The organism is Saccharopolyspora sp. NPDC002578 (assembly GCF_053592695.1).
Window position 1 is genome coordinate 1 of sequence record NZ_JBSFWJ010000006.1, and the last position, 14,202, is coordinate 14,202.

The 14,202-nt window shown below is 71.5% G+C and carries 7 protein-coding genes; all 7 read right to left on the reverse strand.

The window, feature by feature from the left end; all coding sequences use genetic code 11:
- Positions 1–257: 257 nt before the first annotated feature.
- The 7 genes from ACWD38_RS04900 to ACWD38_RS04930 all read right to left on the reverse strand — a co-directional run bounded on the left by ACWD38_RS04900 (position 258) and on the right by ACWD38_RS04930 (position 14,161).
- Positions 258–899, reverse strand: a complete 642-nt coding sequence (locus ACWD38_RS04900) for a hypothetical protein (RefSeq protein WP_184477556.1) — start codon at positions 897–899, stop codon at positions 258–260.
- On the reverse strand, positions 892–1,335 hold the full coding sequence (locus ACWD38_RS04905) for a thioesterase family protein (protein ID WP_184477554.1): 444 nt from the start codon (positions 1,333–1,335) through the stop codon (positions 892–894). Before ACWD38_RS04905 ends, ACWD38_RS04900 begins: the two co-directional genes overlap by 8 nt.
- 204 nt (positions 1,336–1,539) lie before the next feature.
- Positions 1,540–6,471, reverse strand: coding sequence for an NAD-glutamate dehydrogenase (locus ACWD38_RS04910; RefSeq protein WP_450123372.1), 4,932 nt, complete (start codon positions 6,469–6,471; stop codon positions 1,540–1,542).
- 126 nt (positions 6,472–6,597) lie between these two features.
- Positions 6,598–9,606 (reverse strand): hypothetical protein, encoded by a 3,009-nt coding sequence (locus ACWD38_RS04915; RefSeq protein WP_450123373.1) that lies wholly within the window; start codon positions 9,604–9,606, stop codon positions 6,598–6,600.
- Between the two features lie 111 nt (positions 9,607–9,717).
- Positions 9,718–11,394 carry an energy-dependent translational throttle protein EttA gene (ettA, locus tag ACWD38_RS04920; RefSeq protein WP_450123374.1) on the reverse strand — a complete coding sequence of 559 codons (1,677 nt, stop codon included), beginning with the start codon at positions 11,392–11,394 and terminating at the stop codon, positions 9,718–9,720.
- A 128-nt stretch (positions 11,395–11,522) separates the two neighbouring features.
- The gene (locus tag ACWD38_RS04925; RefSeq protein WP_450123375.1) at positions 11,523–11,960 is read right to left on the reverse strand and encodes a single-stranded DNA-binding protein; all 438 of its coding nucleotides are present in this window, start codon (positions 11,958–11,960) and stop codon (positions 11,523–11,525) included.
- A gap of 158 nt (positions 11,961–12,118) precedes the next feature.
- Positions 12,119–14,161: a cytochrome c oxidase assembly protein gene (locus ACWD38_RS04930; protein WP_450123376.1), complete on the reverse strand. Its 2,043-nt coding sequence runs from the start codon at positions 14,159–14,161 to the stop codon at positions 12,119–12,121.
- Positions 14,162–14,202: the final 41 nt, after the last annotated feature.

Genomic DNA, 14,202 nt, shown 5'->3' on the forward strand with positions numbered 1-14,202 from the left:
GTTGTGCTCTGGTGTCCGGGTGGCGGAACCTCAGCGTTCTTCTCGCTGCGGGATCTTTTTCCCAAGTGGCTCCGCCACGAGGGAAAAAGCTGTCCTCGCGAGAAGAACGCTGAGAACCCGCCGGTGGTCACCTTTTCGACGTGGGCTATGTGCTTCGCACATACAGGCACGGCCTTCGGCCGCAAGGCAGGCGTGGCTTCGCCCGCCCTACTGCACGGCTTCGCCGCCAGGCACGGCGTTCGGGTGCGGGGTTTCGGTCACATGAGCAGGGGTAGGAGTGCGTGGCGGCGGCGGACCACTGCGCCGAAGCGGGAGTCCAGGCGCAGCCAGGAATCGGTGGCGCTGACCCGCACGATCTCCGACTCCGCCGGGTCGGAGACCAGGAAACCCATGCCGGAGAGCACGAACAGGCAGCGCAGCGGGACCTTCACGTCCAGCCCGGCACCGCTGACCGTGAACACCTCCTGATCGAGCAGCGACGCGGGCGGGGTGCCCTTCGGCCCCACGTTCTCCTTCGCCACTCCGATCCCGCGATCGGCGACCTCGCCGACGAGCTTCGCGGGCAGGTCGTCCACCCGCCGCCAGCCTTCCGGCGGCGGCAGCTCGGAACGCCACAGCAGGTCCCGCGGCGGCCCCGGATCCATCTTCGGGCCGCCCGCGACGGTCAGCGCGGCCAGCAGTTCGTTGCCGGACACCGTGAGGTCCGCGGGATCGGCCTCGCCCTCCACCGAGCGCGTGCACAACGCGTCGAACGGCGTCGCCGCCCACACGTCGATGCGACCGGTGTCGCGGCGGTTGCGCAGCCGGATCGCCGTCTGCGAGTCCAGCCGCACCGACCGCGCCACGAACGCGCCCAGGTCGTCGCGCTCCACCGGATCCGGCATCCGCAGCTCAGGCATGGTCGTGCCCCGCTTCCGACGCCGCGAGGGTGAGCTGCCACTCGGCGAGGAACGTCCGCTCGTCGGAGGTGAGCCTGCGCGGACGCCCGGCCTTGAGGTCGTAGGGCACCATGACCGTCTCGGCCGTGGCGACCTCGGCGGAACCGCTCGTGGACGCCGAGTAGTCGATGACGAACGAAGCCGATTTGAGGTCGCGCACCGACAACCGCACCTGCAAGGTGCCCGCCGAATGCGCCACCGGGATCCGGTAGTCGACGGCGAGGCGCGCCACCACCATGCCTTCGGCCATGCCGAGCAGGCCCTGCCTGCCCGCTTCGGTGAACAGCAGCTCCACCCGGGCCTCTTCCAGCAGGGTCACCGTCCTGGCGTGGTTGACGTGCCCGAACGCGTCCATGTCGGACCAGCGCAGCGGAACATCGGCTACGAACGCACCCACTCGTCGGTGTCCTTTCCGTGGTGATGGCTGAGGCTCACCCAGATCGTAGTCCGCACGCCGGTGCGCACGATCGGCCTCGCGCCCCGAGCCTCGCACAGTCGCGCCCCGCGCCGGATCGCCGGGCGCGGACGCGAGGAGGGGCGGGCCTCCCGGCCCACCCCTCCTGCGCTCACACCGCCGCACCCGTCGCAGCGGCGGCCGGCATCACCGCACCATGCTGCGCAACTGCCGGGTGGCCACCGACAACGTCGCCAGGTCCAAGGTGCCGGAGCGCTTGATCGCCTCCAGCGAGGTCCTGGCCCGCCCGATCCGGGAAGCGTTGGTGGCCTCCCACTGGGCGATCTTGTCCGCCGCCGGTTCCTCCGGGTCGCTGGTGCTGAGCACGTCGATCGTCAACGCCCGCAACGAGGCGTAGAGGTCATCGCGCAGCGCCAGCCGCGCCAGCGAATGCCACCGGTTGCCGCGTTCGAGCCCGTTGACCGCCAGCAGCAGCCGCTCCATGTCGAGGTGCTCGGAGAGCACGTAGTACAGCTCCGCGCTCTCCCGAGGGCTGCGCTCCGCGCTGAACCCGGCGTCGCGCTCGGCCAGCTCGGCGACCTCGGTGATGTCCAGCAGCGCGTAGGTGTCCAGCAGCGCCCCGATGCGTTCCGCCAAGTCCGCGGGCACGCCCTCGGCCATGAGCCGCTGGGCCTTCTCCTGAGCACCCGCCGCCGCCCGGCCGCGCAGCATGCCCGGCACGCTCGCCGACAGCTCCGCCACGACCGGCCGGAACCGGCTGATCTCGGCACCGATCGCCAACGGCTGCGGCCGGTTCGACAGCAGCCAGCGGGCGGCCCGGTCCAGCAACCTGCGGACCTGCAGCACCATCTCGTCCGCGACCCGGCTGGGCACCACGTTGTCCAGCTCGTCGATCCGCCGCCACAGCTCCGGCAGGTCGTACACGCCGGTGACCACGGCGAACGCCCGCACCGCGTCGGTGGCGGTGGCGGAGATCTCCTCCGACAACCGGTACGCGTAGGACACGCCCGCGCCGTCGACGACCTCGTTGACCAGCAGCGTCGAGGTGATCTCGCGGCGCAGCGGGTGCGCGGGGATCGCGTCGGCGTAGCGCTCCCGCAGCGGCTTCGGGAAGTAGTCCGGCAGCCGCCCGCTGAACGCGTCCGCGTCCGGCAGGTCGCTGGCCAGCACCTGCGCCTTCAACGAGAGCTTCACGTGCGCCATCAGCGTCGCCAGCTCCGGCGAGCTCAGGCCGGTTCCGTTCTTCTCCCGGTCGCGCAGCTCCTTCTTGCCGGGCAGCGCCTCCAGCTCGCGGTCGAGCCCGTTGTCCTCCAGCGCGGTGATCTGCCTGGCGTGCACCGATACCATCTCGGCGCCGTGCGCGCGGGAGATGCCGAGCACCGCGTTCTGCCGGTAGTTGTCGGCCAGCACCAGGTCGGAGACCTCGTCGGTCATCTCCGCCAGCAGCTCGTTGCGCTGCGCCCCGTCCAGCGCGCCCTCGGAGACCAGGTGGTCCAGCAGGACCTTGATGTTGACCTCGTGGTCCGAGCAGTCCACCCCGGCGGAGTTGTCCAGCGCGTCGGTGTTGACCTTGCCGCCCGCGCGGGCGAACTCGATGCGGCCCAGCTGGGTCAGGCCCAGGTTGCCGCCCTCACCGACCACCCGCACCCGCAGCTGGCCGCCGTCGACGCGGACCGCGTCGTTCGCCTTGTCGCCCACCTCGCCGTGCGTCTCGGTACCGGCCTTCACGTAAGTGCCGATGCCGCCGTTCCACAGCAGGTCGGCGGGTGCCTGCAGGATCGCCTTGATCAGCTCGGCCGGGGGCAGCGCCGTCACCGAGGAGTCGATGCCGAGCGCGGTGCGGACCTTGTCGCCCAGCGGGATCGACTTCAACGACCGCGACCACACGCCGCCGCCCTCGCTGATCTTGCTGCGGTCGTAGTCGTCCCACGTGGACCGGGGCAGCTCGAACAGCCTGCGGCGCTCCGCGAACGAGCTCGCCGCGTCCGGCTCCGGGTCGATGAACACGTGCATGTGGTTGAACGCCGCGACCAGCCGGATGTGCTCGGACAGCAGCATGCCGTTGCCGAACACGTCACCGCCCATGTCGCCGATGCCGACGACGGTGAAGTCCTCGCGCTGCGTGTCGATGTCCAGCTCGCGGAAGTGCCGCTTGACGCTCTCCCACGCGCCCTTCGCGGTGATGCCCATGGCCTTGTGGTCGTAGCCGACGGAACCACCGGAGGCGAACGCGTCACCGAGCCAGAAGCCGTAGGAACCGGCGACCTCGTTGGCGATGTCGGAGAACGCCGCCGTGCCCTTGTCCGCGGCCACCACCAGGTACGTGTCGTCGCCGTCGTGGCGCACCACGCCCTGCGGCGGATCGACCTCACCGGCCACGAGGTTGTCGGTCAGGTCCAGCAGGCCCGAGATGAACATGCGGTAGCAGGCGATGCCCTCGTTCAGGCTCGCCTCCCGGTCCTTGCCGGGGTCGCCGGTGGGCAGCGGCGGGCGCTTCACCACGAAGCCGCCCTTCGCACCGACCGGCACGATCACCGCGTTCTTCACCGCCTGCGCCTTGACCAGGCCGAGGATCTCGGTGCGGAAGTCCTCCAGCCGGTCCGACCAGCGCAGCCCGCCGCGGGCCACCGAACCGAAGCGCAGGTGCACGCCCTCCACGCGTGGCGAGTACACGAAGATCTCGTACTCCGGCCGCGGTTCGGGCAGCCCGGGGATCCCCTTCGGCTCCAGCTTCATCGCCAGGTAGGAACGTTCCCGCGCGCCGTCGGCGTAGTAGTTCGTGCGCAGCGTCGCGGTGATCAGGCTCAGGTAGCTGCGCAGGATCCGGTCGGCGTTGAGGCTGGTCACATCGTCGATCAACCGGGTGATCTGGGTGTGCAGCTCCTCCTGGCGCGCGGCGCGGTCCTCCTCGCCGAGCTTCGGGTCGAAGCGCACCTCGAACAGCCGGGTCAGCGCCACCGTCGTCGCCCGGTGCGTGAGGATGACGTCGGCGATGAACTCCTGGCTGTAGGGAACGCCCGTCTGGCGCAGGTACTTCGCGTAGGCGCGCAGCACCGACGCCTGGCGCCAGCTGAGCCCGGCCCGCAGCACCAGCGAGTTGAAGCGGTCCACCTCCGCCTCGCCCTGCCAGGCGGCGCGGAACGAGTCCTCGAACCGCTCGCGCAACGTGTCCAGCCGCTCGGCGCCCTCGGTTTCGAGCAGCCCCGCCTCCAGGCGCAGGCCGAAGTCGTAGATCCAGCACTGCTCGCCGGTCTCGGGCACCACCTCGTAGGGGCGCTCGTCGACGACCTCGACGCCCATGCTCTGCAGCACCGGCAGCACGCGCGAGAGCGTCACCCGCTCACCGGCGACGTAGATCTTGAACCGGCGCTCGCCCGGCGCCGCGTCGCGCGGCGTGTAGAAGGACATCCGCAGGTCGTGCTCGCCGGACAGCGACTCCAGCTTGCGCAGGTCCAGCAGGCCCTCGCCCGCGCTGAAGTCCTCCTTGTACGCCTCGGGGAACGAGGCGGCGTACTGCTGGGCGGCTTCGCTCGCGGCCTCCGAGCGGCGCACCCGGCGCGGCTCCTCGCCGCCGGCGGGGGCGATCTCCACCTCGTCGACCATCTGGTCTTCCCAGGTGTGGATCGCTTCGGACAGCCGCTGCTGGATGCGCGCCAAGTCCGGCTCCGGGGCCTGCCCGCCGGGCTTGGTGTGCACCACGAAGTGCACGCGGGCCAGCGCCGACTCGCCGACGCGGGTGCTGTACTCGACGCTGCCGCCGCCCAGCTCGGCCAGCAGGACCTCCTGCATCGCCAGCCGGGAACGGGTCGTGTAGCGGTCCCGCGGGAGGTACACCAGGCAGGAGAAGAACCGGCCGTACGGGTCGCGGCGCACGAACGGCTTGAGCTTGCGGCGTTCGGCGAGCGCCAGCACACCGGTCACGGTGTCGCGCAGCATCTCCAGGTCGGTGGAGAACAGTTCGGTGCGCGGGTAGTTCTGGATCTCCTCCAGCATCCGCTGCCCCGAGTAGGACTCCAGCGGGAACCCGGCGCCGTGGATCGCCTTGCGCACCCGGCGCTCGATGAACGGGATGTCGAGCACGTTCTCGTGCAGTGCCGTGGTGGTGAACATGCCGAGGAAGCGGTGTTCCCCGTTGACCGCGCCGCCCTCGTCGTAGGTCAGCACGCCGACGTAGAACGGGTGCACCGAACGGTGCACAGTGGACGGTGCGCTGGCCTGGGTGAGCACCAGCGGCTCTCCGGACCCGGTGCTGGTGAGCACGTCGGGGCCGGTGGTGAGGTCCTCGGCCGCCACCGCGTCGCTGCGCAGCACGCCCAGCCCGGACGCGAGCACCGGGCTCAGCTCCGGCCGGCCGTCCTGCTCGGCGAGTTCGTTGTGCCGGTAGCCGAGGAAGGTGAAGTGGCCGTCGGCGAGCCAGCGCAGCAGCCCCGCGCCGTCCTGCGCCTGCTGGCCGCGCTGCGCTTCGAGCTCGTCGGCCACCGAACGGGCCTTCGCCAGCATCCGCTCGGTGTCCTCGACGACCTCCCGGACGTCGCTGAGCACGGTGAGCAGGCCCTGCTCCAGCGCCTGCAACCGGTCGGCGTCGGTGATCCGGTCGACTTCGGCGAACATCCACGACTCGGCCAGCGCGTCCTGCGGCGGGTCGCCCGGATCGGCCTGCGGCAGCACTTCGAGCAGCTCGCCCGCGGCGTCGCGGCGCACCACGACGATCGGGTGGATGATGCGCTGCACCTCGGCGCCGTGCCGGGTCAGCTCGGCGATCACGCTGTCCACCAGGTACGGCATGTCGTCGGTGACCAGCTGCAGCACGGTCGCCGAATTCCGCCAGCCGTCCGGTTCGAGGCTGGGGTTCACGATCCGCACCAGCGGACGGCCCGCCGCTCTCACACCGGCCAGCGCGTGGTGCGACCGCAGGGCCGCGACCAGTTCCGCCGGTTCGTCGCCCGCGAGCTCTTCGGCAGGCACATGCCGAAAGTAGGTCCGCAACAGCTCGCCGAGCTCCCCGGCGGCTTCGGCGGAGCGATCCAGCAACCAGGCCTTCGAGGCCTCCGGATTCTCCAGCACGGCAGGCCTGACGGTGTCGGCGTCAGGGATGGCGGATCGGGGTTTCGAGGTCATCTTCAGCTGCTCCACGCTTGACGGCACCGCGTTGTGCCAACACGGATTCCACCCTAAGCCTGCCAGGCTGAGAGCGGATCAGGTGGGAGCGGCACCGCCCCCTGGGGAGACCCCCCGGCACAACGTTCAGTGGCCCCATGACGACCAGGGCTCGTGGTGCGACGCGGGCCGCCGATGGCGTGGCGTGCCGGGATCTTCCGGCTCCGCGTCGTGCGGGTGCGGCAGGCCGATCGGGTGCCCGTTCGCCGTGGGCTGCCCGTGCCTTCCCGCACCGTCGGTGTCGTCCTGGCCGCGTCTGCCGTTCTCGTAGGCGAGCAGCGCTTCGGCCAGCAGGTCCGCCAGGCCGACCTCGTTGCCGGGCTCGTCGTCGGAGGACTGCTCGGTTCCGCCGTCGCGGTGGCGCGCCAGCAGTTCCGCGGCCGATTCGAGCCGTTCCGCGGCGGGGCGGCCGGGATCGGCGAGCGCCGAACCGGCGGAGTCGGCGCCCGCGGAATGCGCCGGGCCGAACTCGGGACGGGTCCTGTCGTGCGGGGACGCGTCGTCGCCCGGATCCGCGAACACGGACTCCGCGTAGGACGTTCCGGCGTAGTACGGCTCGGCGTAGGGAGATTCGGACAGCGCGCCCAAGTTCGGCGGCAACCCCGAATCGGCCGTTCCGAGCGGGTCGGACGTGCCGGACCGCGTCGCGTTCGAGCCCCACTGCGGGGAATCCCGGTACGCCTCCGGCTCGGCCCCCCAGCGCGGCGTCTCCGGCAGGGCGGGGGTGTCGGGCTGTTCGTCGGGATCGGCGTGCCGGGCGCGGCGCCTGCCGCCGGAGCGCGGCTCCGGCGCGGACTCCTGCGGATCGCCGTCGAGGTACGCGCCCAAGTAGCGGTCCGCCCACGACGCGCCGGATCGCGGCGGGTCGTCGGCCCGGTCGCCCAGCGGATCGGAGTCCAGCGGATCGGAGTCCAGCGGATCCGGGGCGGCCCGGCGCGGTGCGTCCTGCCCGGTGTCCTCCCGGCCGTGGCGCTGCATCTCCGCGAGGCTTTCGCGGATCTCCGCGAGCGACCGGCCGCGGGACCGGCGACCGCCTTCCTCGTACGCCGCGGGCGGGGCCGCGCCGAAGGATTCCGGCGTGGCCGGGCCCGGATCGGCCGACCACCGCTCGGGGCCGCGCGGCACGGCGGAGTCGTCGAGGTGCTCCACGGCGCCGACCTGCCCCGCGGGGGCCGGCGGCTCGTCGTCCGGGATGGAGATCACCGGCATGATCGCGGTCACGTCCGGCGGCGCGACCGGCTCGGCGGCCGGGCTCCGATCCCAAGGGGCTCCCATGTCGGCGGGCTGCTCGTCGGCGACGGGTTCCTCGCGTCGCGCTCCCCGGGTGCGGAACTCCGGGAAGTCCTCGGCGCTGCTCTCGGCGCCCCGGTCGGCCGCGCCACCGGACCCGAAGTCGTAGACCGGGAACCCTTCGCCGAACGGCGCGGCGGTGACGCGCCCGACGGGCACGTCGACGCCGCCGTGACGGCCTTCCGCGGCGGGCGGTTCCGGTTCCGGCGCGCGGCGCTTGCCGCCGGAGCCCGCGGCGCCCGCGGTCGGCGCGGCGGGTTCCGGCGCGCGGGGCTCGGGCATCGCGGTGCCCGCGGTCTCCGACGCCGGGGTGGGCCGGTCCTGGTCCGCGGTGTCCGAGTGCGGCCTGCGGTCGTCGGCCACGCGGCTGGTGAGCGTGTCCATCAGCCTGCGCGCGGCGTCGCGCACGCTGCTCTCCCCCGGCTTGCGGTACTCGTCGAGCGGGTCGCCCGACGGGGACTGCTGCTCGGTGCGCGCTTCGGGTTCGGGTTCCGGCTCGGGCTCCGGCCAGGAGGTCTCCGGCGGTGCGGCCGAGGCGGGGAAGGCCTGCGGTTCGGGGTCCGCGAGGCGCTGCGGGCGACCGGTGCCGTCAGCGCGGCGGCGCCCGGCGGTCTGCCGCGGTGCGGGGACGTCGGTGCCGTGCGTTCCCGCACCGTCCGAGTCGTGCGCGGTGGTCTCGTTGACGGGCTCGGCGGCGGCACGCGCTCGCCGGGGGCGTTCCGGCGCGGGTTCGGCGACCGCTTCGGCGGCCTGCCCGGCGCCCGCTTCGGCGGCGGGCACGACGGGTTCCGCGGGCTCGGCGGGCCGCGCCGCGGTGCCCTGCGCTGCCGGGTTCGCGGTCGCCAGCGCCGGGAACTCCTCCAGCAGCCGGACCCGCGCCGAGTGCACCGCGGTACGCCACCGCCGGTCGGCGGCGTACGCGCGTCGCAGCATGGCCAGGGCCTCGACGTACTCCTCGGCCCGCTCGTGGGTCTGCGAGGACATGCTCAGCGATTCGGCGAGCAGGCAGTCCAGCTTGTGCCGTTCGGCGTTGGCCGCCGCGTCGTTGAGCAACCTGACCGCCGCGGCGAGCTCGCCGGAGGGCAGGTGCACGCGGGTCGCCAACGCCAGCCGCAGCCACCCCGACGGCCCGGCCGCCGCAGCCCGGACGGGCGTGCGGATCACCGGGAAGGCGGCTTCGACGGCCTCGACGCGACGACCGAGGTCCAGCAGCGAGTGCACTCGTTCCAGCACCAGGCGCGCCCGGATCTCGCCGCTCTCCGCAGCGGGATCGCCGAGCCGGTCCAGCAGCGCCAGCCCTGCCTCGGCGGCGCGCGCGGCCTGTTCGAAGTCCCCGTTGCGCCGCAGGTGCCCGGCCCGTGCCGTGCGCACCCGCGCCAGCAGCAGCCTGCTGGTGTCCCGGTTCAGCTCGGTGGCGGCGGCGTAGAGCCGATCGGCCTCGTCGAGCGCCTCGGAGCGTTCCGCTTCCCGCTGCTTGCCGGGCAGGGCCGCCGCCAACTCCAGCAGTGCGTGCGCGCGCAGCGACGGTTCGATCCGCTCGCGCTCCAGCACCGGCTGCAGCACGCGCAGCGCGACCTCGTGCCCACCGGCGGTACGGGCGCAGCAGGCCAGTTCGACGCGCAGCTCCGCGGCGATCTCGTGATCACCCGCGCGCTCCGCGTCGCGCACCGCCGTGATGGCCCGGTTGGTCACCGCGACGCCGTGCCCGAGGCGGTTGGACGCGAACAGCGCCACCGCCTCGGCACGGAGCCGCAGCGAACGATCTCCGACACGTCTGGCCTGTGCCACGGCTTGATCGCCGAGCATCAGGGCAAGCTCGGGAACCCGCCAACGCATCTGCCAAGCGGGTTCGAACAACTCTTGCGCACCGCCCGGTTGAGCTCCGTGCACGCTGGCCAAGACGCCTCCCCGCCAGGATCAGCCCCGGGTCAACTTCCGGTGGGTGACACGATGCGGACGGGCGGCTTCCTGCCCCAGTCTGTCGATCTTGTTCTTCTCGTAGCCCTCGAAGTTGCCTTCGAACCAGTACCACTTGGCCGGGTTCTCGTCGTCGCCTTCCCAAGCCAGGATGTGCGTCGCGACGCGGTCCAGGAACCACCTGTCGTGCGAGATCACCACGGCGCAACCGGGGAACTGTTCGAGCGCGTTCTCCAGCGAGCCCAGCGTTTCGACGTCGAGGTCGTTCGTCGGCTCGTCCAGCAGGATCAGGTTGCCGCCCTCTTTGAGGGTCAGGGCGAGGTTGAGCCGGTTGCGCTCGCCACCGGAGAGCACGCCCGCCGGCTTCTGCTGGTCCGGGCCCTTGAAGCCGAACGCGCTGACGTACGCGCGGGAAGGCATCTCGACCTGGCCGACCTGGATGTAGTCGAGACCGTCGGAGACCACCTCCCACACGTTCTTCTTCGGGTCGATGTTGGACCGGTTCTGGTCGACGTACGACAGCCGCACGGTGTCGCCGACCTTGACGGTGCCCGCGTCCGGCTGCTCCAGGCCGACGATGGTCTTGAACAGCGTCGTCTTGCCGACGCCGTTCGGACCGATGACGCCGACGATGCCGTTGCGCGGCAGGTCGAACGTCAGGCCGTCGATGAGCAGGTTGTCGCCGAAGCCCTTCTTGAGGTTCTCCACCTCCACGACCTGGTTGCCCAGTCGCGGGCCCGGCGGGATCTGGATCTCCTCGAAGTCGAGCTTGCGGGTCTTCTCCGCCTCGGCCGCCATCTCCTCGTAGCGCTCCAGCCGGGAGCGCGACTTGGTCTGGCGGGCCTTGGCGTTGGAGCGGACCCACTCCAGCTCGTCCTTGAGGCGGCGCTGGAGCTTCTGGTCGCGCTTGCCCTGCACGGCGAGCCGCTCTTGCTTCTTCTCCAGGTACGTGGAGTAGTTGCCCTCGTAGGGGAAGGTGCGCCCGCGGTCGAGCTCCAGGATCCAGCCCGCGACGTTGTCCAGGAAGTACCTGTCGTGCGTCACGGCGAGGACCGCGCCCGGGTAGGTCGCCAGGAACTGCTCGAGCCACAGCACGCTCTCGGCGTCCAGGTGGTTCGTCGGCTCGTCCAGCAGCAGCAGATCGGGCTTGCTCAGCAGCAGCTTGCACAGCGCGACCCGGCGGCGCTCACCGCCGGAGAGCTGGGTGACCGCCGCGTCCGGCGGCGGGCAGCGCAGCGCGTCCATCGCCTGTTCGAGCTGGGAGTCGATCTCCCACGCGTCCGCGTGGTCGAGGTCCTCCTGGAGCTTGCCCATCTCTTCCATCAGCTCGTCGGTGTAGTCCGTGGCGAGCTGCTCGGCGATCGCGTTGAAGCGGTGCAGCTTCTCCATGATCTCGCCGACGCCTTCCTCGACGTTGCCGAGGACGGTCTTGTCTTCGTTGAGCGGAGGCTCCTGCTGCATGATGCCGACGGTGTAACCGGGCGAGAGGAACGCTTCACCGTTGTTCGGGTGTTCGAGTCCCGCCATGATCTTGAGCACGGTCGACTTGCCGGCGCCGTTCGGGCCAACGACGCCGATCTTGGCACCGGGGAGGAACTGGATGGTCGCATCCTCGAGGATGACCTTGTCCCCGTGCGCCTTCCGCACCTTCTTCATGGTGTAAATGAACTCGGCCATGCCCTGAATCGTAGTTGCGACCCGTGTCGGCCCGTGCACCGCCGTCGCTTGCCGCTCCACTGGCTGCGCACGTCCCTTGCTCGCCCGGCTTCACCGCTGGTCACCGGACCGCCCCGCAGCCCCGCAGGTCACCCGCTCCTTGCCGCCGCGGGCCGAGACCTGTCGAACCCGGATTCGCCCTGGACGACATCGAGCTCGGCGGCGAGCCGATCCGCGGATCCGGGAAAACGGTTGCCCCGCGCCAGATCCAGCCCCACGGCCGCGGCCTCCACCTCGACGGAGGTGCGCCAGCCGCCTGCCGACTCGTACTCGCGGGTGTGCAGCCGCCCGGACACGAGCACCGGCGTGGCCTTGCCCACCATGCCGATCACTCCGTCGGCCACCCGGCGCCAGCAGTTGACGGTGACCACCAAGCGGTCACCGTCGACCCACTTCTCGGCTTCCTTGTCGTAGCGCCGGGAATTGCCCGCCAGCCGGAAGCTGACGACCCGCTCACCCCGGGACGTCTCCCGGATCTTCGGCTCGGTGAGCACGGTCCCCACCACTGCCACGGTCGTCTCGAACATCACGGCCCACCCTTCGGAGCATCGGAGCCGTCCCTCGGCCCGACTCCAGAGTGCGCCGCGGCGATCACGCCGCGCTACCCCGTTTTCACAATCTGTGCACAGATCGAGCGCCTGTGGACAACCGCACCGGGAATCGAAACGGACTCCACCTTCGTGGGTCACCCATCGGAACGAGATTGGGAGCCCGATGAACCCGAACCGGCGGCATCACCACCGGAGAGCCGCCGCAGCATCTCGTTGTAGGCGACCAGATCCGCGTCCCCGTCAGCGGCGGCCCTGCGGTCGTAGCGCCGGGCCTCCCGATCATCGGCGCGCGACCACTGGATCAACAGCGCCAGCATCACCACCACCAGCGGCACTTCGCCCGACGCCCACGCGAGCCCGCCGCCCAGGTTCTGGTCCGCCAGCAGATCCGGCGCCCACGGCAGCGACAGGCCCCGGTAGAAGTCCGACCCGATCACGTTCTTCGACATCATCAAGGTGATGCCGAAGAACGCGTGGAACGGCATCGAGGCGAACACCAGCCCCACCTTCGCCAGCGACGGCAACGGCCGCGGCGCGGGATCGATGCCGATCACCGGCCAGTAGAAGACGTAGCCCGCCAGCAGGAAGTGCGCGTTCATCAGCAGGTGCGCCCAGTGCTCCGGCAGCGCCGCGTCGAACAGCCCGGAGAAGTACAGCGCCCAGAACGATCCGACGAACAACGCCAGCGCCACGAACGGGTTGGTCAACCACCGGGTCACCGGCGAGTGCAGGAACGCCAGCAGCCACTCCCTGGCTCCCGGCGGCGCTCCCTTCCCCGCCGGTTCGAGGGCCCGCAGCGCCAGCGACGTCGGCCCCGCCAGCACCAGCAGCACCGGCGCGAGCATGGACAGGATCATGTGCTGGCCCATGTGCACGCTGAACATCGCGGGCGCGTAGCGGCCCATGCCCGACGACGTGGCGAACAGGATGCTGGCGCAACCGCACAGCCAGGCCGCGGTCCGGCCCACCGGCCACCGGTCGCCGCGGCGGCGCAACACGCGAACGCCGTAGAGGTACAGCCCGGCCAGCACTAGCGACAAGGTGCCGAAGACCAGGTCGAACCGGCCGTCGAAGAACAGCTTCAGCGCCGTCGGAGCCCCGTCCAGCGGGTAGCCGATCAGCAGCTCCGTGCGGTCCGGGGCCGCTCCCAGCTCCGCGGGCGGCGGGGTGCGGCCGAGCGCGACGGCCACCCCGATCGTCGCGAACATGGTCAGCACTTCGATCGCACCCAGGCGCAGCAGGGTGTCCCCGCCCTCCTCGACGCGCCGCACCGCCCGCTCCCGCTGGAAGTAGGCGATGACGCCGAGCACGGCCAGCAGCACGATCTTGGCCAGCACCAGCAGCCCGTAGGTCGTCGTGACCAGCTGGTCCGGCGCAACCCGCACGAAGGAGTTCAGCACGCCGGAGACGGCCATGACGATCCAGCACACCAACGCGATCCGGGAGAACCGCCGCGCCACCAACCCGGCGTGCGCGCCGTTGCGCGCCAAGTGCGCCAGCAGCGCCACCAGTCCCCCGACCCACAACGTGGCCGAGAAGAGGTGGAACAGCAGGCTGTTCGTCGCGATGTCGTGGGCGCCGCCGCTGGCGGAGTGGCCGGTGGCGATCACCGGGAACAGGCCGAGCAGCGAGATCGCGAAGAGCACGACCGTCCAGCCCCAGGACAGCACGACCCGGCAGCCCACGGCGAGCACCAGCGCGATCCCCGCGGTCAGCAGCCACGCCTTGGCCTCTTCCAGGGCGTCGACGAGCCCGAACAGCACCTCGGCGCTGAGCACTTCGTGGATCGGGCGGCCGGTGGCGTCGGCGGCGGTGAACGGCACGAGCAACGCGGCACCGGCGCACCACACCGCCGCGGCCCAGCCCGCGGTGCGCACCGCGGCGTAGCCGTCGGCGAGCAGCGGCCCGGAGCGCCGCGCCGGGATGCCGAACGCGGCGAGCAGCAACGAGCCGATGCAGACGACCGCACCGGCCTCGGCGAACACCCGGACGACCGGGAGCCCGAGGCTGGTGACCGTTCCCGGATCGGGCAGCCCGTACGCGGCGTAGGAGCCGCTCGCCGACATCGCGGTGAGCGCCGCGGCCACCACCGCGGCGAGGATCCCGGCCGTGACGACCAAGATCCCGACGGTGGTGGACCTGGTGCGCGGATCGGGCGTAACGGTCTCAGAAGCCACGGAACGAGCCTAACTTCTGCACTCTGACCTGCGATTTCGGG

Excerpts from the sequence above, each read along its gene's own strand:
- ACWD38_RS04900 (WP_184477556.1), bottom strand. The coding sequence starts at position 899 with ATGCCTGAGCTGCGGATGCCGGATCCGGTGGAGCGCGACGACCTGGGC.
- ACWD38_RS04910 (WP_450123372.1), bottom strand. The coding sequence starts at position 6,471 with ATGACCTCGAAACCCCGATCCGCCATCCCTGACGCCGACACCGTCAGG.
- ACWD38_RS04915 (WP_450123373.1), bottom strand. The coding sequence starts at position 9,606 with ATGCTCGGCGATCAAGCCGTGGCACAGGCCAGACGTGTCGGAGATCGT.
- ettA (WP_450123374.1), bottom strand. The coding sequence starts at position 11,394 with ATGGCCGAGTTCATTTACACCATGAAGAAGGTGCGGAAGGCGCACGGG.
- ACWD38_RS04925 (WP_450123375.1), bottom strand. The coding sequence starts at position 11,960 with ATGTTCGAGACGACCGTGGCAGTGGTGGGGACCGTGCTCACCGAGCCG.